Source organism: Microbacterium tumbae (assembly GCF_054780175.1).
This window is the reverse complement of sequence record NZ_BAAGWV010000001.1, coordinates 239,573-265,137: the sequence shown is the minus strand read 5'-3', so window position 1 is coordinate 265,137 and position 25,565 is coordinate 239,573. Positions and strand designations below refer to the sequence as shown.

The 25,565-nt window shown below is 71.5% G+C and carries 26 protein-coding genes; 18 read left to right on the top strand and 8 right to left on the bottom strand.

Features of this window, described 5'->3' with window-relative positions:
• Window positions 1–97 precede the first annotated feature (97 nt).
• Both ACYVGQ_RS01235 and ACYVGQ_RS01230 read left to right on the top strand, forming a co-directional pair.
• Window positions 98–973, top strand: a complete 876-nt coding sequence (locus ACYVGQ_RS01235; protein WP_460782672.1) for a hypothetical protein — start codon at window positions 98–100, stop codon at window positions 971–973.
• Window positions 970–2,223: an LLM class flavin-dependent oxidoreductase gene (locus ACYVGQ_RS01230; RefSeq protein ID WP_460782671.1), complete on the top strand. Its 1,254-nt coding sequence runs from the start codon at window positions 970–972 to the stop codon at window positions 2,221–2,223. Before ACYVGQ_RS01235 ends, ACYVGQ_RS01230 begins: the two co-directional genes overlap by 4 nt.
• Window positions 2,224–2,641: 418 nt before the next feature.
• On the opposite strand, the gene ACYVGQ_RS01225 is transcribed toward ACYVGQ_RS01230, so the two are convergent.
• Genes ACYVGQ_RS01225 through ACYVGQ_RS01205 form a run of 5 tightly spaced genes read right to left on the bottom strand, consistent with a single transcriptional unit; the run spans window position 2,642 to window position 7,280 of the window.
• Entirely contained in the window at window positions 2,642–3,352 is a 711-nt protein-coding gene (locus ACYVGQ_RS01225) for a hypothetical protein (protein ID WP_460782670.1), read from the bottom strand.
• Window positions 3,349–4,626, bottom strand: a complete 1,278-nt coding sequence (locus tag ACYVGQ_RS01220) for an LLM class flavin-dependent oxidoreductase (protein WP_460782668.1) — start codon at window positions 4,624–4,626, stop codon at window positions 3,349–3,351. Before ACYVGQ_RS01220 ends, ACYVGQ_RS01225 begins: the two co-directional genes overlap by 4 nt.
• Window positions 4,623–5,858: an acyl-CoA dehydrogenase family protein gene (locus ACYVGQ_RS01215; protein WP_460782666.1), complete on the bottom strand. Its 1,236-nt coding sequence runs from the start codon at window positions 5,856–5,858 to the stop codon at window positions 4,623–4,625. The genes ACYVGQ_RS01220 and ACYVGQ_RS01215 overlap by 4 nt, the downstream gene beginning before the upstream one ends.
• Before the next feature lie 3 nt (window positions 5,859–5,861).
• Window positions 5,862–6,926, bottom strand: a complete 1,065-nt coding sequence (locus tag ACYVGQ_RS01210) for a nucleoside hydrolase (RefSeq protein ID WP_460782665.1) — start codon at window positions 6,924–6,926, stop codon at window positions 5,862–5,864.
• Between the two features lie 9 nt (window positions 6,927–6,935).
• The gene (locus ACYVGQ_RS01205; protein WP_460782664.1) at window positions 6,936–7,280 is read right to left on the bottom strand and encodes a carboxymuconolactone decarboxylase family protein; all 345 of its coding nucleotides are present in this window, start codon (window positions 7,278–7,280) and stop codon (window positions 6,936–6,938) included.
• Between the two features lie 208 nt (window positions 7,281–7,488).
• On the opposite strand from ACYVGQ_RS01205, the gene ACYVGQ_RS01200 reads away from it, so the two are divergent.
• The 15 genes from ACYVGQ_RS01200 to ACYVGQ_RS01130 all read left to right on the top strand — a co-directional run bounded on the left by ACYVGQ_RS01200 (window position 7,489) and on the right by ACYVGQ_RS01130 (window position 21,318).
• The gene (locus ACYVGQ_RS01200) at window positions 7,489–9,156 is read left to right on the top strand and encodes an ABC transporter substrate-binding protein (RefSeq protein ID WP_460782663.1); all 1,668 of its coding nucleotides are present in this window, start codon (window positions 7,489–7,491) and stop codon (window positions 9,154–9,156) included.
• A 62-nt stretch (window positions 9,157–9,218) separates the two neighbouring features.
• Window positions 9,219–10,172: an ABC transporter permease gene (locus ACYVGQ_RS01195; protein ID WP_460782662.1), complete on the top strand. Its 954-nt coding sequence runs from the start codon at window positions 9,219–9,221 to the stop codon at window positions 10,170–10,172.
• The gene (locus ACYVGQ_RS01190; RefSeq protein WP_460782661.1) at window positions 10,169–11,050 is read left to right on the top strand and encodes an ABC transporter permease; all 882 of its coding nucleotides are present in this window, start codon (window positions 10,169–10,171) and stop codon (window positions 11,048–11,050) included. Before ACYVGQ_RS01195 ends, ACYVGQ_RS01190 begins: the two co-directional genes overlap by 4 nt.
• Window positions 11,040–11,834 carry an ATP-binding cassette domain-containing protein gene (locus ACYVGQ_RS01185; RefSeq protein ID WP_460782660.1) on the top strand — a complete coding sequence of 265 codons (795 nt, stop codon included), beginning with the start codon at window positions 11,040–11,042 and terminating at the stop codon, window positions 11,832–11,834. Before ACYVGQ_RS01190 ends, ACYVGQ_RS01185 begins: the two co-directional genes overlap by 11 nt.
• On the top strand, window positions 11,831–12,625 hold the full coding sequence (locus ACYVGQ_RS01180) for an ABC transporter ATP-binding protein (RefSeq protein ID WP_460782659.1): 795 nt from the start codon (window positions 11,831–11,833) through the stop codon (window positions 12,623–12,625). Before ACYVGQ_RS01185 ends, ACYVGQ_RS01180 begins: the two co-directional genes overlap by 4 nt.
• Window positions 12,622–13,602, top strand: coding sequence for an LLM class flavin-dependent oxidoreductase (locus ACYVGQ_RS01175; protein WP_460782658.1), 981 nt, complete (start codon window positions 12,622–12,624; stop codon window positions 13,600–13,602). The genes ACYVGQ_RS01180 and ACYVGQ_RS01175 overlap by 4 nt, the downstream gene beginning before the upstream one ends.
• On the top strand, window positions 13,599–14,927 hold the full coding sequence (locus tag ACYVGQ_RS01170; RefSeq protein ID WP_460782657.1) for an NtaA/DmoA family FMN-dependent monooxygenase: 1,329 nt from the start codon (window positions 13,599–13,601) through the stop codon (window positions 14,925–14,927). Before ACYVGQ_RS01175 ends, ACYVGQ_RS01170 begins: the two co-directional genes overlap by 4 nt.
• The gene (locus ACYVGQ_RS01165) at window positions 14,924–16,264 is read left to right on the top strand and encodes an LLM class flavin-dependent oxidoreductase (RefSeq protein WP_460782656.1); all 1,341 of its coding nucleotides are present in this window, start codon (window positions 14,924–14,926) and stop codon (window positions 16,262–16,264) included. The genes ACYVGQ_RS01170 and ACYVGQ_RS01165 overlap by 4 nt, the downstream gene beginning before the upstream one ends.
• The gene (locus ACYVGQ_RS01160; protein ID WP_460782655.1) at window positions 16,261–17,451 is read left to right on the top strand and encodes an LLM class flavin-dependent oxidoreductase; all 1,191 of its coding nucleotides are present in this window, start codon (window positions 16,261–16,263) and stop codon (window positions 17,449–17,451) included. The genes ACYVGQ_RS01165 and ACYVGQ_RS01160 overlap by 4 nt, the downstream gene beginning before the upstream one ends.
• 258 nt (window positions 17,452–17,709) lie before the next feature.
• Window positions 17,710–18,546, top strand: coding sequence for a DUF1684 domain-containing protein (locus ACYVGQ_RS01155; protein ID WP_460782654.1), 837 nt, complete (start codon window positions 17,710–17,712; stop codon window positions 18,544–18,546).
• Window positions 18,543–19,343 (top strand): LLM class flavin-dependent oxidoreductase, encoded by an 801-nt coding sequence (locus ACYVGQ_RS01150; RefSeq protein WP_460782653.1) that lies wholly within the window; start codon window positions 18,543–18,545, stop codon window positions 19,341–19,343. The genes ACYVGQ_RS01155 and ACYVGQ_RS01150 overlap by 4 nt, the downstream gene beginning before the upstream one ends.
• Window positions 19,291–19,626, top strand: a complete 336-nt coding sequence (locus ACYVGQ_RS01145; RefSeq protein WP_460782652.1) for a hypothetical protein — start codon at window positions 19,291–19,293, stop codon at window positions 19,624–19,626. The genes ACYVGQ_RS01150 and ACYVGQ_RS01145 overlap by 53 nt, the downstream gene beginning before the upstream one ends.
• A gap of 35 nt (window positions 19,627–19,661) precedes the next feature.
• Window positions 19,662–20,654, top strand: coding sequence for a hypothetical protein (locus tag ACYVGQ_RS01140; RefSeq protein WP_460782651.1), 993 nt, complete (start codon window positions 19,662–19,664; stop codon window positions 20,652–20,654).
• Window positions 20,651–20,998 (top strand): DMT family transporter, encoded by a 348-nt coding sequence (locus tag ACYVGQ_RS01135; RefSeq protein WP_460782650.1) that lies wholly within the window; start codon window positions 20,651–20,653, stop codon window positions 20,996–20,998. Before ACYVGQ_RS01140 ends, ACYVGQ_RS01135 begins: the two co-directional genes overlap by 4 nt.
• Complete coding sequence (locus ACYVGQ_RS01130; RefSeq protein ID WP_460782649.1) at window positions 20,998–21,318, top strand: DMT family transporter; 321 nt, start codon at window positions 20,998–21,000, stop codon at window positions 21,316–21,318. Before ACYVGQ_RS01135 ends, ACYVGQ_RS01130 begins: the two co-directional genes overlap by 1 nt.
• A gap of 300 nt (window positions 21,319–21,618) precedes the next feature.
• On the opposite strand, the gene ACYVGQ_RS01125 is transcribed toward ACYVGQ_RS01130, so the two are convergent.
• Window positions 21,619–22,677, bottom strand: a complete 1,059-nt coding sequence (locus ACYVGQ_RS01125) for a 2,3-butanediol dehydrogenase (RefSeq protein ID WP_460782648.1) — start codon at window positions 22,675–22,677, stop codon at window positions 21,619–21,621.
• A gap of 28 nt (window positions 22,678–22,705) precedes the next feature.
• A complete protein-coding gene (locus ACYVGQ_RS01120) occupies window positions 22,706–23,257 on the bottom strand; it encodes a TetR/AcrR family transcriptional regulator (protein ID WP_460782647.1) in 552 nt (183 codons plus the stop codon).
• 85 nt (window positions 23,258–23,342) lie between these two features.
• Between ACYVGQ_RS01120 and ACYVGQ_RS01115 the strand changes: the two genes are divergently transcribed.
• On the top strand, window positions 23,343–24,119 hold the full coding sequence (locus ACYVGQ_RS01115) for an SDR family NAD(P)-dependent oxidoreductase (RefSeq protein WP_460782646.1): 777 nt from the start codon (window positions 23,343–23,345) through the stop codon (window positions 24,117–24,119).
• Here ACYVGQ_RS01115 and ACYVGQ_RS01110 read toward each other — a convergent pair.
• Window positions 24,109–25,488 carry an MFS transporter gene (locus ACYVGQ_RS01110; RefSeq protein WP_460782645.1) on the bottom strand — a complete coding sequence of 460 codons (1,380 nt, stop codon included), beginning with the start codon at window positions 25,486–25,488 and terminating at the stop codon, window positions 24,109–24,111. The genes ACYVGQ_RS01115 and ACYVGQ_RS01110 overlap by 11 nt on opposite strands.
• Window positions 25,489–25,565 lie beyond the last annotated feature (77 nt).

Here is a 25,565-nt window from a genome sequence, read left to right as displayed (position 1 = left end):
AGAGGAGGACGGCCGGCGACGAGCAGGCGCAAGCGGCGGAACGTCACGCGGGTTAATCTGCCCGAGCTCGAGCGCAGGGGCTCACTACGCTGTGAGCATGACGTCGCGTCCGGCCGGCTCCCTCGCCGATCATGAGCCCCACGATCCGGGACCGGATGCCGATCGGGAGGATCCCGTCCGCCCGCTCACCGTCGTCCGGGTCGACCCCGCGCTCAGCATCCGTCTCGCCGCCGAGCGCCATGTGCTCGACAGGGTGGCTGTGGCGTTCGCCGGCAAGGAGCCCGTGCTCTTCCAGTTCGGCGAGCGTCCGGGCGAGCGCTTCGACCCCGCGACCGCGATCGCGACCTGGCTGCACCGCCTCCCGGCATCCTGGTTCGCGGTGGAGACCGCTCGCTTGGCCGACGCGGGGCATCCCTACAACCTCGCCAGGCGGATCGCCTCGCTCGATCAGCTCTCCGGCGGACGCACCGCCTGGGTGGTCTCGGAGCCGGGCAGCGGCGACGCTCATCGCGACTATCTGCGCGTGGTCTCCCAGCTCTGGCGCAGCTGGCCACGGGAGAGCATCGCCGCGGACGCCTCGGCCGAGCACTTCGCGGAGACCGAGGGCATCCGGCGGATCGGCGCCGAGGGGACGTATCGGGTCGCCGGTCCCCTGAACGTTCCCTCCAGCCCGCAGCACCTCCCGGTGGTCGTGGCGCTCGATGAAGCCCGCGATGACCCGCACCGTCATGTCGATCTGCTGCTCCGCGGCGACTCATGGGCGCTGCCGGGCTCCGCCGGACGCGAGGTCGCCGTCGTCCGCAGCGCCGAGGATGCCGAGGGGCTCCTGGCGATCGCACGGCGGCTCGGACCCGCCGGCGAGCATCCGGCCCGCACCCTCCGCGAACGGCTCCGCCTCCCTGTACCGGAGCTCTCGGAGCTCCCCGGAGCGGGGCCCCGATTCCCTCGCGGTAGCGAGACGGAGGCCTCATGAGCGACGAAGGACGGCTGCTGACCGTCAACGTGAACGTGCTGGGCGTCGGCCAGCGGCCAGCGGCCTGGCGAGCGCCGGACATCCGACCCGATGCGATCGTGGATCTCGCACACTGGCAGAACGTCGCCAGGATCGCGGAGCGCGGGCTCGTCGACGCGATCTTCCTCGCCGACCGGCCCGCCATCACCGACCCGCGCAGTCGTCCGGTGCAGTACCTCGATCCGAGCGTCCTCGTGCCGGCGATGGCGGCGGTCACCGCGCACCTCGGCTTCGTCGCCACGGCGTCGACGACGCTCAACGAGCCCGTCGAGCTCGCACGTCGCCTGTGGGCGCTGCACACGGCGACGGGCGGGCGATTCGCCTGGAACGCCGTGACCAGCTGGGACGTCGAGGCGGTGCGCAACTTCGGCATCTCGGAACTGCCGGAGCGCGAGGTCCGCTACGCCCGCGCCGAGGAGTTCGTCACCGTGATCCAGCGCCTGTGGGAAACCGCCGGGACCACGCAGATCGTCGAGCACGAGGGCACGTTCGTCGTGCGCGAGGGCTTGGAGATGGAGCGCCTCGTGCCGGAGCGCCCCGCCATCGTGCAGGCCGGCGGCTCGGAGCCCGGCTGGCGACTCGCCGGGCTCGTCGCCGACGGCGTCTACTCCGTCGATCACGATCCGGCATCGGCGGCCGAGCATCGGCAGAGGATCCGCGACTACGCGGTGGAGGCCGGGCGCAAGGCGGACGACGTCCGGGTGTTCCCCGGGCTCGCGATCGTGATCGGCAGCACCGAGCAGGAGGCCTGGGATCGCTTCGACCACTGGGAGCACCTGGCGCCGGCGACGTACAGCCTCAACGAGCTGTCGAAGGCGCTCGGCGCCGACTTCGGCGCTGTCGATCTGGACGGTCCCGTGCCGGAGCGGATCCTCCTCGACGCGGAGCGGCAGGATGCCGGATGGTCGGCCGCCTATCGGCGCGTGCTCGTGGAGCGCATCCGCGCCGAGCGGCCGACCGTGCGCCGGCTGCTGCGCGACTTCGGAGGGTACGGTCAGCGCTTCCTCGCCGGGACGCCGGAGCGGATCGCGGACACGATGGAGGACTGGTTCCGCCGCGGCGCCGCGGATGGCTTCAACATCATGATCGATCTGTTCCCGTCCGGCTTGGAGGACTTCGTCGATCAGGTCGTCCCCGAGCTGCAGCGCCGCGGGATCTTCCGTCGCGAGTACGCCCCGGGCGGCGTCCTGGAGCGCTTCCGCCGGCCCTGAGCCCTGGATCCGGCTTTCCCGTTCGTTGAGCGAGGAGCGCAGTGACGAGTCGAAACGGGTTCGGTGCAGGCTGCGTTTCGACTCGCTTCGCTCGCTCAACGAGCGAGGGGAGAATCGCTCGCTCAACGAGCGGAGGGGGGAGGACGGCGGAGCCGATCGAGTCGAAACGGGGTTGCGTGTGGGGGCGTTTCGACTCGCTTCGCTCGCTCAACGAGCGAGAGGAGAATCGCTCGCTCAACGAGCGGGGCGATGTGCGGGTGGTGCGGGTTTCTCGGTCGTTGAGCGAGGACGGCGGAGCCGACCGAGTCGAAACGGGGTTTGGGGTGGGGCGTTTCGACTCGCTTCGCTCGCTCAACGAGCGGAGGGGCCGCTCGCTCAACGAGCGGAGGGGCCGCTCGCTCGACGAAGGGGGGCGGGGTCAGACCTGATCGAGGCGGCCCGCACCCGTGAAAGCGGGGGAACCCGTGGCGAAGGGCACGGATGCGGAGAGTCCGAACGCCGTGCGGGCGCCGACCGGGGCGCCGGAGACCGGTGGCTCCGACGACACCGGCGGCTCCGCGGCATCCCAGGCGGGAACGGCCGTCGGATCGAGCACGACGTCGATCCCCGGCGCGACCTCGCCCGCGGCATCCAGCAGCACTGTCACCGGCTTGTCCGCGACGTCCACCGGGACGGTCAGCGGGCCGCCGATCGCGTGCGCGGGATCATCGATGCGGAGGATCCGCGCATCGTCCACGTACACCCCGCCCTCGACGTCGCCGACGACGCTGGCCAGCGGCCAGGACTCGAAGAGGCGGGAGAGCAGCGTCAGGACGCTCGCATCCTCGCCGGCGATCCCGACCCGGCGGTCGTGCAGGTTCGTGAGCGTCGCGATCGCGCGCCCCACGTTGATCGGATGCTGGCCGGAGCCGATGACCGGGACGACGATCACCCGGCGGGTGAGGGCGAGCAGGAAGCCTGCCGCCGCCGTGCGATCGGGTCCGCCGCCCGCGCCGCCGCCGAGCAGGAGGATGTCGGCCGAGGCGTCCAGCTCCATGCCGAGCGCACGTCGCGTCGGGAGATCCGCGCTCGCGCGTGCGGCGAGCCCCGCCAGCGCCGCATCGCCGATCCGGCGGATCCGCGCGCTCATCGGCGGGCCTCCCGCATCCATCTCGTGAACGGCGACCTCGGGCGGTCGGCGAGCAGCCCCCGCCTCCTCAGCACCGGCGTGACGTGCTCGGCGAACTCGCGCAGACCCCAGGGGTTCGTGTCGAAGAGCAGGGTGAAGCCGTCCGCGGCACCGGTGTCGAGCCACTCGGTCATGATGTCGGCGAGCCGCTCCGGACTGCCGACGAACAGCTGGTGGCCGAAGCCGGCGAAGTACCGCAGCAGCTCCCGGACGGTGAGCCCGCCCGCCGCCCCGTATGCCGCGGTCGCCTTCCGGAACCCCTCCGGCGCGGAGCCCGGGTCGGTCGAGATCCGCGCCAGCTCCTCCTCTGCGGGGGCGTCCAGATCGAGCCGGTCTCCGTCGATGCCGAACATCGCGGCGAAGCGCTTGAGCAGATAGCCCGCGGGCCCTCGATCGTGGATCAGGGCGAAGCGGCGTTCGGCCTCCTCCTCGGTCGAGCCGACGACGAGGTGGATGCCGGGCAGGATCGCCGGTGCAGGCCGGCCGAGCGCGGCGGCGCGGCGGCGCAGGTCGTCGGCGTTGGCGAGGGCGGTCTCGCGCACGGTCTCCGCGGCGAACACGGCCTCGGCGCTCGCCGCGGCGAGCTCGCGCCCGCGCGGGGAGCCGCCGGCCTGCACGATGAGCGGCGCGGCATCCGGCAGCAGGGCACGGATGGCCGGATCGACGCCCAGATCCCCCCGGGCGATGCGCGCCGGGAACAGTGCCCCGTCGTGCATGTAGTCGGTGTCATCCCGGACCGCGGTGAGGAATGCCGTGTAGGCGGCGAGGAACTCCTCCGCCCTGCTGTAGCGCTCGGCCGGAGTGGGGTCGGCCGCGAAGCCGAAGTCCGCGACGGCGGGCCCGGTGACGCCGGTGACGACGTTCCAGCCGAAGCGTCCTCCGCTGAACGCGCCGACGGAGAGCAGGCGGCGCGCGAGCTCGACGGGGTCGTTGGCGCTCGTCGAGACGGTGGAGATGATCCCCAGCCGCTCGGTCTCCGCGGCCACGACGGCCAGCGCCGACAGCGGCTCCGCCAGGCGCATCGGCCGGATCGCCGGATTGGACGACAGGCCGGGGGTGTCGGCGAGGAAGATCGCATCCATCCCGGCACGCTCAGCGGTCACGGCGGCATCCCGCCAGAAGGCCGCGCCGAAGGGGCGCAGGGGGTCCTCGCCCGGCGCGCGCCAGGCGCCGGCATCCGTGCCGTAGTCGTAGACGTTCGCACCGAGGATCAGAGTGCGTTCGCGAGCGGTCATGCGCCGGACGTCCCGACGTACCAGATCTCCGGCAGCTCGGCGCCTCCGAGCGCGCGTTCGCCGAGAGCGCGCGCCTTGAGGTGCACGGGGTTGTGATTGCTGAGCGTCCTGGCGTTGCGCCAGTGCCTGTCCAGCGCGAGACGCCCGTCCACGAGAGAGCCGGCTCCGAGGTCGAAGAGGCTCTGCGTCGCCTGCAGCACGAGCGCCGGAACGGTGATCTGCGCCCTGGTGACGGCCAGATGGCCATCGCCGGTCTGCTCCTCGAGCGGGCGTTCCAGATCGGCGGCGAGGACGCCCGCCGCGGTGCGCACGGAGGCGACCACGCTCTGCGCGAGGCCGTCGAGCGTGCCGATGCGCTCCTGCAGCTGCGGATCCTGCGCGGGGGTTCCCGAGGATGCGTGACTGAAGGTGCGCGTGCGTCCGCGCAGCCACGCGATCGCGTCGTCCCTTGTGCGCAGCGCGATCCCGGCGAGGGTCGCGAGATGGGTGAGCTGCAGCACGGCGTCGAGATGTCCGAGCCGGTCCGCGCTCGAACCCTCGCCGACGCGCACGAGCGCCGCCTCCGCCGCCACGTCGGTGAACTCGACGGTTCCCGATGTGGTGAGGCGCTGCCCCACGGCATCCCAATCGTCGTGCAGCCGCACGCCCTCCGCGTCCGCGCGAACCGTCGCGACGAGATGCCCGCCGTTCTCATCCGAGACCAGGACCGAGAGCCAGTCCGCGTAGCCGCTGCCCGTCGCGTAGTGCTTGCGTCCGTTCACGCGGAGGATGCCGTCGGCATCCGCTCTCAGCGTCGTGGCCACCGTGCCGAGGGCGCCGTGTCCGATCTCGGTAGTCGCCCCGGCGAAGATCCGGCCGGCGGCGATCTCCTCCGTCGCGGCGTCCTCCTCGCCGCGCTGGGCGGCGCGGGCCGCGCGGTCGCTGACGGCGAAATGGGTGCGCAGGCTCTGCGTGACGTTGGAGTCGGCCCTGGCGAGGAGGATCTGCAGGTCGACGAGCTGCGGGTAGCTCGCCCCGGCTCCGCCGGCGGCGACGGGCAGGCGTGCAGCCGTGAGCCCGAGAGCGGCGAGCTCGCGCACGTCGGCGCGGAGACCGCCCTGCGGGTCGCCGTCGTGGTCGCGGTGCGGGGCCGCGGCGGCGATCCGGGCGATCACGGCGTCGATCTCGTCCGCTGCCGGCAGATCGAGACCGATGTCGGCGACCGAGAGGGGCGCGAGGAGATCCTCCGGCATCCGTCAGTCCTGGCGGCCGGACGGCCCGGAGTTCGGCCAGCCCGCGGGCACGGCGCGCCCTGCCGGATCCAGCGCGGGGCGCGTGCGGCCGTAGGCGAGCGCGTGCACGAACCGGCGGCGGAACTCGGTGAGGTCGAAGGAGGTGATCGCCCTCGTCGACGGGCCTTCCGGCGTTCCCCACGCGAGGGGGAGGCCGTCGCTGGTCAGCGCGACGCGGGTCGCCAGCGAACCGGCGGCCGGGGTGAAGTCGACGGGACCCTCGATCCAGCCGGTGACGATCTCGGGGCGGTGCAGGACCACAGAGGCGAGGCCGTCGTGCGCGGCCGAGATCCGGCGGCCCCACTTGTACTGGTAGAAGTCCTCGTAGGCGTCCAGGATCGTGCCGGCGAACCGTGCGGCTGGCCGCTCGGAGCCGAGCAGGAGCGCCGTGACGTCCTCCTCGAGCAGCGCCTGGGAGGTGACGTTCACGCCGACCATGACGACGTTGCCTCTGTTCACGGCGCCGAAGACGCGCTCCGCCGCAGCGCGGTCGTTGTGCGTGTTGGCGTCGGTGACGGTCGGAGTGCCCGGCGCCGGGTAGGGACCCGCCCCGCCCATGATGACGACGGAGCGGAACTTCAGGAACAGCTCCGGATCCTTCTCCAGCGCCAGCGCGATGTTCGTCAGCGGGCCGAGCGGGTGCAGGTCGATCTGCCCCGGATGCTCGTTCGCGATCCGCACCAGGTAGTCGGCGGCGGACTCCGCCTCGAGCGTCGGATCCGGACGCTCGAAGCCGCGGTCCCCGAGGCCGTCGTGCCCGTGCACGAACCAGGCGATCGAGGGATCGCCGTCCAGCGGGGCCGCTGCGCCGCCGTGGATCGGGATGCCCGCGGCGTCCGCGACGTCCAGGACGTAGGCGACGTTGCGGGCGGAGTCCTCCACCGCGCAGTTGCCGTAGATCGTCGTGATGCCGACGATCTCGACATCGGGCTGCGCGAGCAGGTACAGCAGGGAGTGCGCATCGTCGATGCCCGTGTCGGTGTCGACGACGATCCACTGCTTGGCGGGGTCGAAGGATGCCTCAGCCATGCGGATCGCTCAGTGCTCGTGCGGCTGGGCGAGCTTGAACGCGAGGCGTCCGTGCGCGAAGCCTCCGCCCGCGCGGATCGCGGTGGCGACCCAGGCCGCCTCCGCGAGCTCCGCCTCGTCGGCGCCCGCCTCGACGGCGCGCTGCGAGTGCGAGTCGATGCAGTAGACGCACTGCGTCGTGATGCCGACGGCGAGGGCGATGAGCTCGCGGTACTTCAGCGGGATCGCGCGCTTCTCGTCGGCGGCGAAGACCGCGCCGTCGAACGCGGCGAACGCGGCGAGGATGTCGGGGGTGTGCTGCTTGTAGACCTTCGTGTAGGTCTTGTCCTCTTCGCGGTCGAAGTAGTCGCTCATGCTCTGCTCTCGGGTAGACGGATTCCTACCGCGACGCTAGACATCCTCGGCGCTTCGCGCACGTCCGACCGCAACATGCGGTCACGCACGGATGGGCAGCAGGAGCGGATGACCGTTTCTTTCGCCGTGTGACGACTCCTCCTCCGGCACGCGGATGCCTCACTAGCGTCGCCTCCCACAGCACTGATCCATCAGAGAGGCGGCAGACATGGCAGATGACGGCACCGCGCCGGACGGCGCGCAGACGGGATCCGAGACGCAGACGGGAGCCGAGGGGCTCTCCGCGAAGAAGAGCCGGGGACGCCCCCGGCGCACCGCGATCATCGCGGGCGCGGCGGCCGTCGTGCTCGTGGGCGGCGGCGTCGCGTGGGCGGCCGTCGCGAACAGCGCGCCGAGCGGAGAGGCCGCCGGCGCCGACTACGACGCCGACGCCGAACTCGTCGTCGGTCAGATCCTCGAACCGGACAACCTCGACATCCGCGCCACGTCCGGCGTCGCCCTCGATCAGGTGCTCATCGACAATGTCTACGAGGGGCTCGTCAGCCGCGGCGCCGACGGCGGCATCGAGCCGAAGCTCGCCGAGGATTACACGATCTCCGACGACGGCCTCACGTACACGTTCGACCTCGCCGGCGGCGTCGCCTTCCACAACGGCGACGAGCTCACGGTCGACGACGTGCTGTGGTCGCTGAACGCGGTCCGGGAGGATGAGGCTGTCCAGGGGCACAGCGCCTTCGCCGATGTCACCGCCATCGAGGCGACAGACGACGACACCGTCGAGATCACCCTCGCCGAGCCCAACGCCGACTTCCTCTGGCTGCTCACCGGGCGCGCCGGGCTCGTGCTCGACGAGGATGCCGCAGGCGACCTCGCCGTCAGCGCCAACGGCACCGGTCCCTTCGTGCTGAACGAGGGCGACTGGGTGCAGGGGGACAGCATCACCCTCACCCGCAACGACGACTACTGGGGCGAGGAGGCCGGCATCGCGGTCGTGACCGTCCGGTACTACAGCGACCAGAACGCGCTCGCCAACGCGCTCAAGGCCGGCGAGATCCAGGTCGGCGCCCCCAGCGCGGCCGACGCGCGCACCTACGAGGACGACGCCGACTGGACGGTCATCGAGTCCACGTCCAGCGCCACGGGCACGATCGCCTTCAACTCCGAACGCGGCCCGCTCAAGGACGTCCGTGTGCGCCAGGCACTGCGCTATGCCTTCGACAAGGCGGCTCTGAAAGAGGCATCCGACGGTCTCGGCGAGCTCATCGGCGGACCGATCCCGCCCGCCGACCCTGGCTACGAGGATCTCACCGGCCTGTTCCCCTACGACCCGGAGAAGGCGAAGGAGCTGCTGGCCGAGGCCGGCTACGCGGACGGGCTCGAGCTCACGCTCACGATCCCGGCGTTCTACGGCGCGACGCTGCCCGACCTGCTCGTCTCGCAGTACGCCGCGGTCGGCGTGACGCTGAAGGTCGACTCGGTGGAGTTCCCGGTCTGGCTGGAGCAGGTGCACACCAACGCCGACTACGACCTCAGCTACGTGCTGCACGCTGAGGCGCGGGACCTGTTCAACTTCGCGGGCCGGCTCTCGTCGAATCCGGAGCTGGCCGCCGAGGGCCGGCGGTACTACTTCAACTACTCCAACCCGGAGGTCGACGAGCTGTACGCCCAGTCGCAGAAGGCCACGGATCCCGAGGCTCAGGCCGACCTGCTCCGTCAGGCCGCCCGCATCGTCGCCGAGGACTCCCCGGCGGACTGGACCAGCGCATCCACGTCCCTCGTGGTCCTGGACAGCCGGATCGAGGGCTTCCCGACGAACGACCTGTCGGCGCGACTGGACCTCACCGGCGTCAAGGTCGCCACGGAGACCGCCGACTGAACCCCGGCCGCGGCCTTCCGAACCTCATCCGTCACCTCACTGCAGGAGCCCGTCGCCGCATCATGATCCGTTTCATCCTCGCTCGCGGCGTGCTCCTGCTCGTGGGGCTCCTGCTGTCGACCATGCTGATCTTCTTCACGCTGCGGGTGCTGCCGGGAGACGTCGCGCAGATGATCGCCGGAACCGAGGCGACCGCAGCCCAGCTGGAGCAGCTGCGCGACCGCCTCGGACTCGACCAGCCGCTCATCGTCCAGTACGGGCAGTGGCTGGCGGGGCTGCTGCGCTTCGATCTGGGCACGAGCTACGTGACCGGTCAGCCCGTCGGCAGCGAGATCCTCGCGAAGGCGCAGGTGACGATCCCGCTGGGACTCCTCTCATTGCTCGTCGCGACGGCGCTCAGCGTCACACTCGGCTATCTCGCCGCCGTCCGGCACCGCGGCGGATGGGGCAGCGTCATCAGCTTCACGGCGCAGGGCGTCGCCTCGGTGCCGACGCTGTGGGCCGGGCTCCTGCTCGTGGTGCTGTTCTCCCTCGTGCTCGGCTGGTTCCCGACCGGGGGGTTCCCGCGGGCGGCATGGGCCGACCCCGGCGCGGCCCTCTACGCCCTGCTGCTGCCCGCGCTCACCGCCGGCCTCGTGGAGGGGGCGATCCTGTTGCGCTACGTGCGCAGCTCGGTGCTCGAGGTGCTCACCGTCGACTACGTCCGCACGGGGGCCGCCAAGGGCACGACCCGACGGCATGCGCTGCTGGTCGAGGGGCTCCCGAACGCCGGGCTCAGCCTGTTCACGCTGTTCGGGATGCAGATCGCCACCCTCGTCGTCGGTGCGATCATCATCGAGAACCTCTTCCAGCTGCCCGGTCTCGGGCGGATGCTGGTGGGCGATGTCGGAGCCAGGGACCTCGCCAAGGTCCAGGCCACGATCTTCGTGATGACCGCGTTCGTGCTGGTCCTCGGCGCCCTCGTCGACATCGCGCAGCGCGCGATCGACCCGCAGCAGAGGCTGCGTCGCGCATGACCGGCTGGCCGCGCGAGCTCGTCCGGCGTCCCACCGGCGTCTTCGGAGTGCTCACGATCGGCGTGATCCTCGTGACCGCGGTCGTCTCCGCGTTCTGGACGCCGCACGATCCCTCCTACGCCGACCCGTACCGCAGGCTCCAGCCGCCGAGCGCCGAGTTCCTCCTGGGCACCGACGCGCTCGGCCGCGACGTGCTGTCCCGGCTGATGGCGGGTTCGGGCACCGCGCTGTACGTCGTCGTCGGCACCGTGCTCATCGCCGGCGTCGTCGGCCTCGTCTTCGCCGTGCTGGGCTCGCTGACCCGCGTCTGGCTGCGCGAATCCGTCGCCGTCGTCGTCGACGTGCTCATCGCGTTCCCCACCCTGCTCATCGCGATGCTGCTCGCGGCGACCTACGGCGGATCGCTCCTCGTCGTCGTGCTCGCGGTGGGCATCGCCTCGGGCGTGGGGATCTCCCGGATCATCAAGAACGAGATCGTCCGGGTGGGCTCCACCGACTACGTGCTCGCGGCCAGGGCGACCGGCGCGGGACCGATCCGGATCGTGATCGAGCACCTCGTCCCCAACGTCGGCGCCCTGTTCATCGTGCTGCTGTCCACCTCGGCGGCGTTCTCGATCCTCTCGGAGGCAGGGCTCTCCTATCTCGGCTACGGCGCACCGTCGGACGTCGTCTCGTGGGGGCGGATGCTGACCGAGGCGCAGCGGCTCATCACGACGTCGCCGGACGCCGTCATCGTCCCCGGCCTCGCCATCTCCCTCGCCGTGCTCGGGCTCACCCTCTTCGGCGACGCCCTGCGAGAGGCCACGGATCCCCGCCTCAAGCGCGGTCGCACGCGCGACCGCGAACGGAACCCGAAGGAGGCCCGCCTTGGCGCTTGAGGTCGAAGAGCTGTCCATCCGTCTCGGCGGCCGCACGGTCGTCGACCGTGTGAGCTTCGCGGTGGGCGACGGGGAACGCGTCGGACTCATCGGGGAATCGGGGTCGGGGAAGTCCCTCACCGCGCTCGCGGTGCTCGGCCTGCTCCCGGAGGTCGCCGAGGTGTCCGGCTCGGTGCGCTGGAACGGGCGGGAACTGCTCGCCCTGGGCGACCGGGAGCTCGCCGGCATCCGGGGCAGGGAGATCGGGATCGTCTTCCAGGAGCCCGCGAGCGCGCTCAACCCGATCCGCACCGTCGGCGCGCAGATCGCCGCCACGCTGCGCAACCACTTCGACATCGATCGCCGAGAGGCGCGCCGCAGGGCCGTCGACGCGGCGGGACGGGTGCGGCTGCCCGATCCGGCGGAGATCGTCCGCCACTACCCGCACCAGCTGTCCGGCGGGCAGCGTCAGCGGATCGCGATCGCGCAGGCGATCATCGCTGACCCCCGCCTGCTCATCGCCGACGAGCCCACGACGGCGCTGGACGTCACGATCCAGGCGGAGATCCTCGACCTCTTCGAGAGGGTGGTGGCGGACACCGGCTCCTCGCTGCTGTTCATCACCCATGATCTCGCCGTGCTCTCGCGCATCGCAGACCGCGTGGTCGTCTTCGCGGACGGCCGGATCGTCGAGCAGGCGACGACGCGCGAGCTCGTCCTGAACCCGCAGCACGACGTCTCCCGGCACCTCATCGCCGCAGCGCGGCAGACGAGCTGGCGACGCCCGGCCGGGGTGATCGCATGAGCGCGCTCATCACGGTGAGCGGCCTGTCCCGCGACTATGCGCTGCCGCGCACCGAGCTGTTCGCACCGCGCCAGGTCCGCCACGCCCTCGTCGACGCCGACCTCGAGGTGCGCGAGGGGGAGTCGCTGGCGATCATCGGCGAATCGGGGTCGGGGAAGTCCACGCTCATCCGCGCGCTCCTCGCCCTGGACGGGGGAGGGCAGGGGGAGATCCTCTTCGACGGGCGCCGGGTCGAGCCGGGCGGCGCGCGATCACTGCGCTGGCTGCGCGCGCAGACCGGGATCGTCTTCCAGGAGCCGTACGCCTCTCTCGACCCGCGTCGGACGGTGGGGTGGAGCATCGCCGAGCCGTTGCGCGCCCTCGGCATCCGCGGCGACCATCGCGTCCTGGTGCGCGACGTCCTGGCGCGGGTGGGACTGCACGACTGGCGTGCCGGCAACTATCCGCATGAGCTCTCCGGCGGTCAGCGCCAGCGCGTCGCCCTGGCCCGCGCGATCGTGCACGGCCCCAAGGTGCTCATCGGCGACGAGCCGCTCAGCGCCCTGGACGTGACGATCCGCGCGCAGATCCTCGATCTGCTGCGCGAGCTGCGCGCCCAGCTCGGGCTCACGATCGTCCTCGTCTCCCACGACATCGGCCTGGTGCAGCGCTTCTCCGACCGGCTCGTCGTCCTCAAGGACGGCCGGATCGTCGAGACCGGCGAGGTGGACGAGGTGCTGGCCGAGCCCCGGCATCCCTACACGCGGCGTCTGCTGGACTCCGTGCCGACCCTGATCGAGGAGGACGCATGACCACTCTCCGCTTCGGATTCCAGACGCACGTGCACGGCACCGCTCCCGCCGGCGAGCTGTACCCAGGGCTGGTGGACCTGTTCGTCGCCGCCGAGGAGCTCGGCTTCGACTCCGGCTGGGTCGCCCAGCACCACCTCGGCAACGACGCCGGGCGCCTGCCGGCGCCCCTCGTACTGCTCGCGGCCGCTGCGAACGCCACCCGGCGCATCCGCCTCGGGACCACGGTCATCGTCCTGCCGTTGGAGGATCCGCTGCGTCTGGCCGAGGATGCCGCGGTGCTGGACGCGCTCTCCGGAGGCCGCCTCGAACTGGGTCTCGGCGCCGGCGCGTACTCCGCCCAGGAGTTCGCCGCCTTCGGGAAGGACCCGGCCCAGCGCCGCTCCCTGTACGAGCTGCATTTCGCCCGGCTGACCGCTGTCCTCGCCGGCGAGGGGCTGGCAGAGGGGCTCTCGCTCACCCCCGGCGGCGTGGCGCTCCTCGGCCGGATCTGGGAGGCGGCGTCGAGTCCGGAGCGCGCGGCGGCGACCGCGCGCGCCGGCAACGGGCTGCTCCTCGGCGTCGGAACGCCCGAGCAGCAGCGCGCGCTCGCGGACGCCTACCTCGCCGAGGCGCCGGACGATCCCCGCATCGGGGCCTTCCGCGGTGCGTTCCCCGGCACCTCACGGGCCGAACGCGCCGCCGTCATCTGGCCGGACGTCGAGCGCTTCGGCGCGCAGCTCACCGGGCGCACCGGGGTCGCCTACGACGTCGCAGGGCTCCTCGAGGCGCTCCTCATCCACCACGGCACCGCCGTCGACATCATCGACTCCGTGCACGCCGATCCCTCGTTCCCCGTCGCGACCGAGTACGTCTTCGCCGTGCAGGCCGCGTCCACCTCGATCGCGGACGCGATCCGGACCCTCGAGATCATCGCCGCCGACATCCGGCCCGCGCTGATCGCATCCTCTCTCGCCACCACTGAACGGAGCAGCTCATGACCGCATCCATCGACTTCGGGGTGCTGTTCGGCACCTCGGGGCACCACCTCGCCGGATGGCGCTTCCCCGGCGGGAACGCCGGCAAGGAGCTCGACGTCGATGAGGCGATCCGCCTCGCCAGGCAGTTCGAGGCGGCGGGTTTCTCCGCCCTGTTCGTCCCCGATGTCGTGAGCATCTGGGGCGAGCACCTCGATTCGCTCAGCCGCACCACACGGGCCAGCTACTTCGAGCCGCTCACGCTGCTCGCGGCCCTCGCCGCCGTCACCGAGCGCATCGGCCTGGTCGCGACGGCCACGACGAGCTACAACGAGCCGTTCACGATCGCGCGGAAGCTCGCCTCGCTCGATCACCTCTCCGCCGGCCGTGCCGGCTGGAACGTCGTCACCAGCGTCGTCCCGCTGGAGGCGGCGAACTTCGGCCGCGAGGCGCATTACGGGCATGAGGAGCGCTATGCGCGCGCCACGGAGTTCGTGGACGCCGTGCAGGGCCTCTGGGACACCGTGGCCGACGACGCCTTCCCCCGAGACAAGGAGTCCGGGCTGTACCTCGACCGTCGAGGCCGCCGCGCGCTGGACTTCCGAGGGGAGCACCTCGCGACCGCAGGGCCCCTGAACATCTCCCGTCCGCCGCAGGGGCATCCGGTCATCTTCCAGGCCGGGGCCTCCGAGACGGGGCGCGCCTTCGCCGCACGCTACGGCGAGGTGATCTTCGCCGGCCCCCGCGGCATCGAGGAGGCGCGCGAATACCGGGCAGGGCTCGACGTCGCTCTCGCTGCCGCCGGCCGTTCCCACGGCGATGTGCGCGTCTGGCCCGCGCTCACCCCGATCATCGGCTCCACGCACGAGGAGGCAGCTCGGATCAGGGACGAGCTCAACGACCTGCTGCACGAGGACGTCCTGCGCCGCGTCATCCAGGACAACGTCGGGGACATCGACTTCACCGGCTTCGACCTGGACGCTCCGCTGCCGGAGCTCCCCGAGTCGAATCGCTCGAAGAGCCGTGCGGCGAGCATCATCTCGCTGGCGCGCGAGGAGGGGCTGACGCTGCGTCAGCTGGCCGTCCGGTGGGCGGGCGGCGGCGTCGTCGGGACGCCTGCGGAGATCGCGGACCACATCCAGGAGTGGACGGATGCCGGCGTCGCCGACGGCTTCAACCTCGCCTTCCCCTATCTGCCGGACGCGGCGGACGTGTTCATCGAGAACGTGCTTCCCGAGCTCGGCCGTCGCGGCGTCTGGAGCCCGCATTACGGGTCGACGCTGCGCGAGACGCTGCGGCTGCCGCGCCCCGATCTGACCATCGCCCAGCTCCAGGAGGCCCGCGCATGACCCGCGAACTGCACCTCAACGCCATCTACTCCGCCGCCGGCGGATACCTGGGCGGCTGGCGCCATCCGGACGCCCCGGCCCGCGCCGGCGTCGATTTCCCGTTCATCGTGGAGCAGGTCCGCAAGCTCGAAGCGGCCGCGTTCGACGCGATCTTCGTCGCCGATCTTCTGGCTGTCCCTGATTCTCATCCCGACGTCATCGAGCGCGTCGCGACCGTGAACGACAGCCTCGAGCCAGTGACGCTGCTGAGCGCGCTGGCGGCGGCGACGACGCGGATCGGGCTCATCGGCACGGCGTCGAGCACCTACAATCAGCCGTACACGCTCGCGCGCGCCTTCGCCTCGCTCGACCACCTCTCGAAGGGGAGGTCGGGGTGGAACGTCGTCACGAGCCTCATCGACGCGGAGGCCCGCAACCACGGCGCCGACGAGCATCTGCGGCACGCGGACCGCTACCGCAGGGCGGAGGAGTTCCTGCAGGTCGTCTACGGGCTGTGGGACAGCTACGACGACGACGCCTTCGTCTGGGACGCCGAGAGCGGCCGCGCCTTCGCGGAGGAGGCGATCCACCGGCTGGACCACGCCGGCGAGTTCTTCCGCGTCGCCGGTCCCCTCAACATCGCCCGCCCGCCGCAGGGGCGGCCCGTGATCGCGCAGGCCGGCGCCTCGGAGGACGGCCGCGCCGTCGCCGGTCGGCACGGCGAGCTGATCTTCTCGGGGCTCCGCCGGCTCGAGGACGCCGTCGCCTACGCCGATGACCTGCGCCGTCGCGCCGTCGAATCCGGGAGGCGAGCGGAAGACATCCTGCTGTTCCCGGGTCTCTCGGTCCTCGTCGCACCCAGCAGCGCCGAGGCGGAGGACCGCTACGAGAAGCTCATCTCCCTGCTGCATCCCCGTGTCGCCCTCGGCGACCTGGAGTACTGGCTGGGCGGCGTCGACCTCACCGGCCACGATCTCGACGGCCCGCTGCCGGAGTTCCCGCAGAGCAACCAGTCGCACAGCCACCAGGCGCAGATCTACGAGACCGCGCGCCGGGAGAACCTGACCATCCGGCAGTTCGTGGATCGCAGGGTGCGAGCGGACGGCATCGTGGTCGGAACGCCTGCGGAGGTCGCCGATCACATCCAGGAGTGGTTCGAGGCGGGAGCCGCGGACGGCTTCAACGTGTCGTTCCCGTCGCTGCCGGGCACGCTGGACTCCTTCGTGGAGCTCGTGGTGCCCGAGCTGCGCCGTCGCGGGCTTTTCCGCACCGAGTACCGTGGCCGCACTCTGCGCGAGCATCTGGGCCTGCACAGACCCGTCTCCGTGCACGCGGAGGTCCCGGCCGTCGTCCGATGACCGGGACGATCCCGCTCGTCGGGTTCCTCAAGCCCGCCGGCGAGTACCCGGCGGGATGGCGGCACCCGCAGAGCCCGCCGGCCGCCGGCACCGACTTCGCGTTCGTGGCGGAGCAGGTGCAGCGGCTGGAGCGGGCCGGATTCTCGGCCGTCTTCGTCCCCGATCTCGCCGGGCTTCCCGATGTCCGCGCGGAGGTCCTCGAACGCGTCGCCGTGGTCAACGACACCTTCGAGCCGATCACTCTGCTCGCCGCCCTCGCCGCGGTCACCCAGCGCATCGGCCTGCTCGGGACCGCGTCGACCTCCTACGCCACGCCGGATGAGGTGGCGCGCGAGTTCGCCTCGCTGCACAAACTGTCCAGGGGCAGGGCGGGGTGGAATGCCGTCACGAGCCTCAACGACGCGGAGGCCCGCAACTTCGGCCTCGATGCGCACCCCGAGCACGGCGATCGCTACCGCCGTGCCGAGGAGTTCGTCGACGCCGTACGACGGGAGTGGGACGCGGCGGGCATCGCGCATCCGCTCATCGCGCAGGCGGGATCCTCGGATGCGGGCAGAGCCCTGGCCTCCCGTGTCGCCGACCTCGTGTTCACCCGGGCCCAACCGCTGGACGAGGCGCTCGCGTACGCCGTGGACATCCGGCGCCGTGTCGCGCGGGAAGGGCGTGACCCGGCATCCGTCCTCGTCCTGCCCGAGCTGTCGATCGTCGTCGCGCCCACCAGGGCCGAGGCGGAGGATGCGTTCGACCGGGTCCGCGGGCTGCTGGACCCCGCGGTCGCCCTGGCCGACCTGGAGTACTGGACCGGGGCGGAGCTCGCGGGCCTCCCGTCCGATGCGCCGCTGCCCGCACCGACGGCGGACAACGCCAGCCGCGGAGCGCAGGCGGAGATCTACCGGCAGGCGCATCGGGAGAACCTCACGATCGGCGATCTGGTGCGGCTCATCTCCGCCGGCGACGGCGCGGTGATCGGGTCGCCGCAGGACGTGGCCGACCGCATCGAGGAGTTCGTGGATGCCGGGGCCGCCGACGGCTTCACGGTCTCGTTCCCGTGGCTGCCCGGTGCTCTGCGGGGGGTCACGGAGCTCCTCCTGCCTGAGCTCCACCGTCGCGGACGGTTCCGCGCCGACGAGGGGAACAGCATCGGTGAGCACCTCCGTCAGCGCAGGGCGCAGCGTCAGCGGGCTTGACCGGATGCTCGGCGGCGCGCTCGGCATCCGCCCCGGCCCGCGCGACGCGATCACGGACGCCGGCGGCGCCGGGGCGGGACATGCCTCTCGGAGCGGCGACGGCCGGCGGGCGCGAGCGTCGTCACGCCCGCCGGCACGGTGCCGAGCTGCCGGGATCCGTACGGCCGCTGAGCCCGTCTGTTTCGCCATGTGAACGCGGATGACGGCGACGGCTCGTGACCGGGGACGGGCCGTCGCGACGCTGGGTATGGTCGCGTCATGACCACCACCGACGTCTTGGATCCAGAGCGTGAACTCGAACAGCACCGCGCCGAGCGACGCACCGCCGCCGTGAGCCGGCGCGGACCGGCGTCCTTCGTCTGGGGCGACTTCGTGACCGCTCCGGGCACGACCGTGACAGGTGCCGCAGGCACCTGGGCGCCGCTGACGGACGGACGTGCGGGCCTCGCCGTGACGGCGACCGCCGCCGACGGCATCCGCATCGGCGGCGAGATCGTCGACGGCATCGGCGTCCTGCACGCGGATGCGGCGGACGGGCCCGCTGTCGCGGAGTTCGCGGACGGCGCCGAAGGCGTGATCTTCAGCTACGACGGTGCGACCTTCGCCCTGCAGGTGTGGAATCCGCGCTCGCCGTGGGCGCAGCGCTTCGCCGGCATCTCCACGTACCCCTACGATGCCTCCTGGACGGTCGACGGCGAGGTCTCGCCGGTGGACTCCGGCCGCACGGTCGCGATCGCGCACCACCGCGATCCGAACCCGGTCGACGTGCCGATCATCGCCGAGGTGCGATTCGCCCGCGACGGACGCGAGCACGTTCTGTGGGGAACGGCCGGAGGGCCGGGGGATGCCGGGATCACGCTGCTGTTCCGCGACGCCACGAACGGTGCGGGCACCTACGCCGCCGGCCGTGTTCTGCGCCTCCCGGATCGTCGTGCCGGCCGGGTCGAGCTCGACTTCAACCGGGCGTCGCTCCTGCCGTGCGCCTTCAGCCTGGCGTGGAACTGTCCGATCCCCGCGCCGGAGAACACCCTCGACATCCCCGTGCGTGCGGGGGAGAAGCACGCCATCGACTTCGACGGGAAGGAACTGCTGTGAGCGTCGATCTGGGGTTCCTGGTCTTCCTCAACTACGACGAGGACGCCGATGCGCGACAGGCGCTCGAGGATGGCCTGTCGCTGTTCGAGCACGCCGAGGCGCTCGGCTACGACAGCGCGGGCATCCGCATCCACCACGGCGTGCGCACGCTGTCCTCGCCCTTCCCGTTCCTCACCGTCGCGGCACTGCGCACCGAGCGCATCCGGCTGGCGACGGGCATCATCCCGATCGGCTGGGAGGATCCGCTGCGTTTCGCGGAGGATGCCGCCACGGCCGATCTGTTCAGCGGGGGCCGCCTCGACCTGGGACTGAGCAGCGGCTTCATCAAGGCCTCCGAAGACCCGGGCGATCGGACGCGCCGAGTCGAGGAGAGACTGTCCGGGATCATCGCAGCCGTTCGCGGGGAGGCGCTCGGCGACGCTCCGTTCCGGGCACGGGACGTCCCCGTCGCTCAGGCGGTGAGCGACGGGGACGTCGTCCCTCTTCCGCACGGGCCGTACGGCTCGGCGCCGGAGCAGCTGCATGCGTTTCCGCGGAGTCCGGGGCTCGAGAACAGGCTCGGCTACGGTGCGGGTTCGCTCTCCAGCGCGCTGCGCGCTGCGCGCCGCGCGTCTCGGGCTGAACCTCGTGCTGTCGACCATCCATTCGGAGGCGACCGGACCCACGCTCGGCCATACCCAGGCCGAGGTCATCCGCCGCTATCGGGACGAGTTCGCGGCGCACCATCCCGACCGTTCTCCGCGCGTGGCGCTCGGGCGCTCGATCCTGCCGATCCTGGAGGACGAGGATCGAGGTGAGTTCACGGGGCTCAAGGACTTCTACGATCGTCTTGTCACCGAGGACGGCCGCTACACCGATGACTCCCGACCCGGCGGACAGGCGAGCCCGCTGTACGCGGGGACGCCGGAGGAGATCGTCGAGCGACTGTCCGCGGACCCTGCGCTGGAGCTCATCGACGAACTCGTGCTGACGCCGCTGACCGAGTTGACCGTGCCGCAGAAGAAGCGCGTTTTCGCCTCGGTCGCCGGGCACGTCGCACCACACCTGGGCTGGGTGCGCGCGCAGGTGCCGACGGGGTGATCCGAGGCGCCATCGAGGGACTCTAGACTGACGCGGTGACCGAGATCGCCTCCGCTGAGCGCAGGCCCCTCCTCCGGCGGTGGCTCTCCGGCCCGTGGCTGTGGGCCCTCCTCTGCCTGGTCACGGCGACCGCGATTCTGATCGCCGCGGACGATCTGGTGCTCCCCGGCTATCTGCTGATGCTCGGCGGCGGCTGGCTGTGCGGATTCGGGTTCGTGAACGCGACGCTCCGGATGCCTGCGCCGAGCGGTGTCCTCGTGCATCTGTGCGGCGCCGTCGGCGCGGGGGGCCTGCTGCTCCTGCTGGCGTCGCCAGGCGACGGGCTCTCGGCCCGGGCGCCGGAGGTGCTCCGCGCCGCTGTCGTCGTGATGCAGATGGCGGCCGCGCCGGCCGCAGGCTGGATCTGGCTGGGGCTGCTCGGAAGGGCGACCTCCGCGATCGGGAGGCGCGACGCCTCGAAGGCCCCGGAGCGCGTCGTCCCCGGGTGGCTGCGCGACGGGGACCGATCCGTGCTGCGCTTCGCCGCGATCCCGCTGCGGATGCGTGCGCTCACCTGGGCGATCGTCGGCATCGTCGTCGTGCTCGGCGCGGTCGCGACGTGGGCGCTCGTCGCGACCGGCGATCTCGCCGAGCGGCTCGGACCGCGTCTGCTCATCGTCGGCGTCGGACTGGTGCTGGTGCTTCCCGCATACCTCGTCCTCCGGCACGTGCTGCGCCTCCGCACGGTCGACGCGGTGCTCACGATCTCCGCCGATCGGTTGCGCGCGGATGCGGGGGACATCGACCTCGACGTCGCGCTCGAGCAGATCGACCGGCTGCTGTGGCGCACCGACAGCGACTACGCGCGCGTCGAGGTGCGGGCGGCGGCCGCGGAGCTGACGCTGAATGCCGGCCTCGCCCGCGTGCCGGCCGGCGCGGCGCCTCGGCTGCCCGAGCTGCCGCGCCACGTGCGACGGAGGCTCGAGCTCGCCGGTTTCACCCCGTGTCGCCCGCGGCAGGGCGTCGTGATCTACCGGAGGAGCACATGATCCGCTGGCTCTACCTCGGCGGAGCGATCGTGACGGAGGTCACCGGATCGCTGGCCATGAAGGCCGCGCTCGACGCGCCATGGCTGTACGCCGTCACCGCGGTCGGCTACATCGCCGCGTTCGCGATGCTCTCGGGGGCGCTGCGGGTGGGGATGCCGCTCGGCACCGCCTACGGCATCTGGGGAGCGTGCGGCGTCGCGTTGACCGCGATCTTCTCGTTCCTGCTGTTCGGCGAGCCGATCACGCCTCTCATGGGTCTCGGGATCGTCGTGGTGATGGCGGGGGTGCTGTGCGTCGAGCTCGGCTCGCAGGTCGCCGCGCGACGTGCGGAGGGAGAGTCCTGATGGCCTGGCTCGTGCTCGCCGTGGCGATCCTCAGCGAGGTCGGGGCCACTCTGTCGCTGCGCATGGCGACGCACGGCTCGAAGCGCTGGTACGTGCTGGTCGTCGTCGGCTACCTCATCGCGTTCGGCGCGCTGGCGGCGGTCCTCGCGCTCGGGATGCCGCTGGGCGTCGCCTATGGCGTCTGGGCAGCGGTCGGCGTCGCACTCACCGCGCTCGCCGGTCGGCTCCTGTTCAAGGAGCCCTTCACCTGGGTGATGGCTCTCGGCATCGCCCTGATCGTCGGCGGTGTGCTCCTGATCGAGATCGGCGCCCCGCACTGAGCCTCCGCCAGCATCCCCGCCTCGTTCGTTGAGCGAGCGAAGCGAGCCGAAACGCCCCCGACCCGTATTCCGTTTCGACTCGGTTGGCTTCGCCGTCCTCGGCCAACGGACGGAGGAACGAGATCCCCCACGCCCCGTGCTCGCGCATCCGTTGTGCCCTCGCGGCCTGAGGAGGTTCCCCGACTGGTCGCTTGTGCTCGGGTGGGGTGCCTCGTCTCGTCGCCTCCCGTGGAGTGAGGCGGCCGGACGAGACACTCCCGATTAGTGCGGGGTGCGGGGTGCGGGGTGCGCCGAGGCGGCTCAGGCGCCGGGGCCGGCGGAGACGAGCACCTTCGCCCCGACGCCGCCGCGGAGGGCGTGGATCGCGTCGACCACGCCCTCCAGAGCGGTGTCCTGCACCCAGCCGGTGGTGTCGTACACGCCGCGGGACATCGCCTCGATGACCGCATCGAAGTCCTCGGGCAGATACGCCAGCGCGCCGGCGATGTCGGTCTCCGCCATGACGAGCTGCGTCGGCAGGAAGTCCATCGTGCGCTCGTGGATCGCGACGACGACGAGGCGTCCGCCGGGGGCGAGGCTGGTCAGGCCGGAGGAGATCGCGGGACCTGCGCCCGCGGCGTCGAACGCCACGTCCACCCCGTCGCCGTCGCTGAGCGTTGCGACTGCGGCGGCGAGATCCTCGTTCACGGGGTCGACGACCGTGGCGCCGAGAGCCGCGATCGTGGCACGGCGGTCGGCGCTGGGCTCGGACACGAGCACCTTCTCGACGCCGCGCGCCTTGAGGGCGAACCAGACGCCGATGCCGATGGGGCCGGCTCCGGCGATGAGGGCTGTGCCGCCCGCATCCACTCCGCTGCGGGAGACCGCGTGCCACGCGACCGACATCGGCTCGACGAGGGCGCCGAGGCGCAGGTCGACGTTCTCGGGGAGGACGTGGAGCTTGGATGCCGGAACCGTGGTGAACTCGGCCATGCCTCCGCCGTTCGAGCTCAGGCCGTGGAAGCCGATCTTCTGGCAGGCGTTGTACATGCCCTTGCGGCAGGCTGCGCATTCGCCGCAGTAGTAGACCGGCCAGACCGCGACGCGATCGCCGACGGCGACCTCCGTGACGCCCTCGCCGAGCTCGACGACGGTGCCGGAGAACTCGTGGCCGAGGATCTGGGGCAGGGTGGCCCCCGTCAGCGGATGAGGATGATCGAAGTCGAGACCTGCCGCCTCCGGCGAGTAGTACACGTGCAGGTCGGAGCCGCAGATGCCCGAGAAGGCGTTCCGCAGCTTCACCTCGCCGGGTCCGGGGCTGGGCTCGGCGACCTCCTCGACGCGGAGATCCTCCTGCGCGTGGAACACTGCTGCCTTCATGATTCCTTCTTTCTGTCGCGCGGCCGCCTCAGCGCAGCCACCACTCGGGTGAGGCCGCGAGGATGAGCTCGACGGCTCTGTCGATGTCCGCCGCTCCGCCGCGCACCCATTCCTCGATCGCCCCCACCGTCCCCGCCGCGGCGTAGGCGGTCGCTATCCGCATGGCGGCATCGTCATCGGCGAAGACCGCGGGCAGGATGCCCGGGTGCAGGCGGGCCCACAGCTCCAGCCCCGACCGGATCGAGCGCTCCAGGTTGCTGCGGACGGGAGCTGCCAGCAGGGGATGCATCGCCCCCTGATAGACCGTGAGGCGGTGCCGGATGTGCTCGAGCAGAGCGCGCTCGCCGTCGCCGATCGCGTCCGTCTCGGGGAGGACGTCCATGGCCTCGGCGATCTCCGCGGCGAGAGCGTCGGCGAGCAGCTCGACGGGGCTGTCGGCGTGGCGGTAGAAGGTGTCGCGGGTGACGCCGGCCTCGAGACAGATCGCGGATGCCGTGACGTCGGCGATCGGCGTCCGGCTCGCGAGGGTCAGCACGGCCGAGCGCAGTCTCTCCTGCGAGCGTCGCGACCGTGCGTCCATGTCTCGATTATATCCAACATGTGTCAGATAGGGCGTAGTGTTGTGCGCGGAAGCGACGCCGGAGTCGGGTCGCGGAGAGAGAGCTATGACTGGATTCGAGAACAGCGTCGCCGTCGTCACCGGCGGAGTGTCAGGCATCGGAGCCGCGATCACGAAGCGTCTCGTGGATCGCGGGGCGAAGGTCTTCGTGGCCGACATCAACGCCGACGCCGTCGCGGCGGCATCCGACACCTTCGGACCGAACGTCGCCGGTCTCCGCACCGACGTCACCGACGAGGCGTCCATGGAGGCGCTCTTCGCCGCGACGGTGGAGCGCTTCGGGACGATCGACGCGGTCTACAACGTCGCGGGCGGCTCCAAGCCGGGCGCCGTCATCGACATGGACCTCGCGACCTGGGACTTCAACATCAGGCTCAACCTGTACGGGGCGTTCCTCGGCACGAAGCTCGGCGCGAAGCAGTTCCTCGCGGCGGGCAAGCGAGGCGCGATCGTGAACATCGCCTCGCTCAACTCGCAGGTGCCGATGCACTTCGGCGCGGGGTACTCGACCGCCAAGGCGGGCGTCGTGATGCTGACGAAGAACGCAGCCCTCGAACTGGGCGAGAAGGGCATCCGTGTGAATGCGGTGTCGCCGGGCCTCGTCTCCACGCCGCTGACCGGAGGACTGCTCGCGATCGACGGCGTGATGGACGCCTACCTCGACCGCATCCCCGCGAAGCGCCCTGCGGATCCGGACGAGATCGCCGGCGTCGCGCTGTTCCTCGCGTCGGAGGACGCCTCATACGTGAACGGCGAGAACATCGTCGTCGATGGCGCGTGGGCGACGACCGGGTATCCGGACCTGCGCCCGTTCATGGGCTGACGCGCTCCTCGGCCCGAGCAGAGGCGGCCGGTCGGCGGATGCCGATCCACGAGACGGCGCCGCCGACCGCGAACAGCGCCGCCGTCACCCACGCAGCGCTGTGGAAGCCGGCGAGATCCAGCGTGCCGCCCACGATCGTCGACAGCATCGCGACCACGAGGAGGCCGGCGACGCGCGAGACGGCGTTGTTCACGGCCGATGCGATGCCCGAGCGGTCCTCGTCGATCGCGCCGAGGATCGCGGAGGTGAGCGGTGCGACGGTCAGCGACAGGCCGACGCCCAGCACCAGCATCGCCGGCAGCACCTGCCACCAGTAGTCGAAGTCCGTTCCGACCAGCAGGAGGAGCAGCGCGCCCGCGGCCATCAGCAGCGGGCCGGCGGTCATGAAGATGCGCGGGCCGAGTCGCCCGGCCCAGGTCCCCGCCCGCGAGCTGAGCAGGATCATGAGGATCGTGATGGGCAGGCTGGCGAGGCCGGCCGCCGTCGCGCTGAGGCCCGCGCCCTGCTGGAGGTAGACGCCGAGCACGAAGCCGTTCAGCGAGAGGGCGGCGTAGACGAAGAGCGTCGTGAGGTTCCCCCATCCGAAGTTGCGCACCCGGAACAGGGACAGCGGCATCATCGCGGTGTCGGCGCGCTGGCGTAGGAGGAAGAGGAGCAGCATGATGACGCCAGCTCCGCCAGGGATCCAGATGGCCGGTGACGCCCATCCGAGGTTCGGCTGCTCGATGAGGGCGAACACCACGCCGCCGAGTCCCAGCGCGCACAGCGCCCCGCCGAGCCAGTCGACGCGGATGCCGCTGGGCCGCTCCTCCAGGCGCAGGCGGGCGAGCAGCACGAGTGTCACCGCGATGGGGACGACGTTGATGAGGAAGACGAGCCGCCAGGTCAGGTAGTCGACGAAGAGGCCGCCGATGAGCGGCCCGACCAGCTGGGCCGCCGTGGTGAACGCGGTCCAGACCCCGATCGCGCGCGACTGGACGTCTGCGTGCATGGTCGCGGTGATGAGGGCGAGGGAGCTCGGCACGAGCAGGGCGCCCGCTGCTCCCTGCGCGGCCCGGGCGGCGATGAGCATGGTGGGGTCGACGGATGCGGCGACGGCGATCGAGGCGATGCCGAACGCTGCCAGCCCGATGCGCATGATGCGGACCCGTCCGTAGGCGTCCGAGGCGGAGCCTGCCAGCAGGATCAGGGCGCTGAGGGTGATGAGATAGGCGTCGACCGCCCACTGCTGGGTCGTGATGCCGCCGCCGAGCTCCGCGCTGATCGCCGGGAGCGCGACCGTCACGACCGTGCCGTCCAGGAAGGTGACGAAAGAGGCGAGCACGGCGATGGCGATCACCAGGCGTTGCAGGGATGAGAAGGCGGGCACAGCGCGACTCTACGCCCTTCCACGGACATCGAGCTCTTACGTATTTATAGAACAAAAGGACGAAGAAATACTTGCTC

Coding starts and splice junctions, on each gene's coding strand:
- ACYVGQ_RS01235 (WP_460782672.1), top strand. CDS start 98: ATGACGTCGCGTCCGGCCGGCTCCCTCGCCGATCATGAGCCCCACGAT.
- ACYVGQ_RS01230 (WP_460782671.1), top strand. CDS start 970: ATGAGCGACGAAGGACGGCTGCTGACCGTCAACGTGAACGTGCTGGGC.
- ACYVGQ_RS01225 (WP_460782670.1), bottom strand. CDS start 3,352: ATGAGCGCGCGGATCCGCCGGATCGGCGATGCGGCGCTGGCGGGGCTC.
- ACYVGQ_RS01220 (WP_460782668.1), bottom strand. CDS start 4,626: ATGACCGCTCGCGAACGCACTCTGATCCTCGGTGCGAACGTCTACGAC.
- ACYVGQ_RS01215 (WP_460782666.1), bottom strand. CDS start 5,858: ATGCCGGAGGATCTCCTCGCGCCCCTCTCGGTCGCCGACATCGGTCTC.
- ACYVGQ_RS01210 (WP_460782665.1), bottom strand. CDS start 6,926: ATGGCTGAGGCATCCTTCGACCCCGCCAAGCAGTGGATCGTCGTCGAC.
- ACYVGQ_RS01205 (WP_460782664.1), bottom strand. CDS start 7,280: ATGAGCGACTACTTCGACCGCGAAGAGGACAAGACCTACACGAAGGTC.
- ACYVGQ_RS01200 (WP_460782663.1), top strand. CDS start 7,489: ATGGCAGATGACGGCACCGCGCCGGACGGCGCGCAGACGGGATCCGAG.
- ACYVGQ_RS01195 (WP_460782662.1), top strand. CDS start 9,219: ATGATCCGTTTCATCCTCGCTCGCGGCGTGCTCCTGCTCGTGGGGCTC.
- ACYVGQ_RS01190 (WP_460782661.1), top strand. CDS start 10,169: ATGACCGGCTGGCCGCGCGAGCTCGTCCGGCGTCCCACCGGCGTCTTC.
- ACYVGQ_RS01180 (WP_460782659.1), top strand. CDS start 11,831: ATGAGCGCGCTCATCACGGTGAGCGGCCTGTCCCGCGACTATGCGCTG.
- ACYVGQ_RS01175 (WP_460782658.1), top strand. CDS start 12,622: ATGACCACTCTCCGCTTCGGATTCCAGACGCACGTGCACGGCACCGCT.
- ACYVGQ_RS01170 (WP_460782657.1), top strand. CDS start 13,599: ATGACCGCATCCATCGACTTCGGGGTGCTGTTCGGCACCTCGGGGCAC.
- ACYVGQ_RS01165 (WP_460782656.1), top strand. CDS start 14,924: ATGACCCGCGAACTGCACCTCAACGCCATCTACTCCGCCGCCGGCGGA.
- ACYVGQ_RS01160 (WP_460782655.1), top strand. CDS start 16,261: ATGACCGGGACGATCCCGCTCGTCGGGTTCCTCAAGCCCGCCGGCGAG.
- ACYVGQ_RS01155 (WP_460782654.1), top strand. CDS start 17,710: ATGACCACCACCGACGTCTTGGATCCAGAGCGTGAACTCGAACAGCAC.
- ACYVGQ_RS01135 (WP_460782650.1), top strand. CDS start 20,651: ATGATCCGCTGGCTCTACCTCGGCGGAGCGATCGTGACGGAGGTCACC.
- ACYVGQ_RS01130 (WP_460782649.1), top strand. CDS start 20,998: ATGGCCTGGCTCGTGCTCGCCGTGGCGATCCTCAGCGAGGTCGGGGCC.
- ACYVGQ_RS01125 (WP_460782648.1), bottom strand. CDS start 22,677: ATGAAGGCAGCAGTGTTCCACGCGCAGGAGGATCTCCGCGTCGAGGAG.
- ACYVGQ_RS01120 (WP_460782647.1), bottom strand. CDS start 23,257: ATGGACGCACGGTCGCGACGCTCGCAGGAGAGACTGCGCTCGGCCGTG.
- ACYVGQ_RS01115 (WP_460782646.1), top strand. CDS start 23,343: ATGACTGGATTCGAGAACAGCGTCGCCGTCGTCACCGGCGGAGTGTCA.